The sequence below is a fragment of the Prevotella sp. P5-92 genome, assembly GCF_002251245.1.
Classification (GTDB): Bacteria; Bacteroidota; Bacteroidia; order Bacteroidales; family Bacteroidaceae; genus Prevotella.
The window spans coordinates 1-758 of the sequence record NZ_NPJG01000095.1; the positions used below are offsets into that span (position 1 = coordinate 1).

General features: G+C 52.5%; 2 protein-coding genes. Both read left to right on the top strand.

Annotated elements, in window-relative coordinates; all coding sequences use genetic code 11:
- Positions 1-499, top strand: a 499-nt coding sequence (locus tag CIK99_RS09730; RefSeq protein WP_158215957.1) for a site-specific integrase, incomplete at its 5' end; no start/stop codon positions are given.
- Positions 496-758 (top strand): transposase zinc-binding domain-containing protein (locus CIK99_RS15775; RefSeq protein ID WP_173805350.1); only part of this gene is annotated, 263 nt, incomplete at its 3' end. The genes CIK99_RS09730 and CIK99_RS15775, both read left to right, overlap by 4 nt.

Sequence of the window (758 nt, forward strand, 5' to 3'; positions counted from 1 at the left end):
CGACAAGACCCTGCTTGCCATCATCTACGACTGCGCCCTCAGGGTCGGCGAGGCATGCCGCCTCAGATGGGACGACATCTGCTTTGACCGCAAGAAGCTGTTCGTCTTCCAAGGCAAGGGGCGTAAAGACCGCTACGTGCCCATTTCCGACCAGATGATCGTCGTGCTCAAGGCATATCGGAAGAAGTATCCGAGCGACGACTATGTCTTCAAGAGTCATGGAAGCAAGACAGAGCCACAGCGCATCACTCCAGGCTATGTGCGGATCATTCTCAAGAACGCACTTGCAAGGGTCGCACTCGACCATTCCATCACCATCCACGACCTGAGGCACAGTGCGGCCACGCATCTCCTTGAGAACGGAGAGAACATAGTGCATGTACAGAAGCGGCTCGGACATGCGAGACTCACGACTACGATGGTTTATCTTCATGTTGCTGACATTGAACCTGTTAGACATGTGCGACTGATTGATGTCCTCTTTCCTCCCAAACAATGAGGACACGCTTCGACATCGGTCAGATTATACGTGACCATGGAGAGGAGTTTCTTAGTACCCATAATGTAGTTACGCCTGTAAGGAAAGCGTTTGGCCATATGGCGACGTGCCGAACCAGCGTCCTTGGTGGTCATGTGGAAGTGTGTCCCGAATGCGGAGAAATCAAGATAAGCTACAACAGTTGCCGAGACCGTCATTGCCCCAAGTGTCAGAACAAGGAGCGTGAGCAGTGGATTTCTTTCCGCAGGGAGGAGATTAT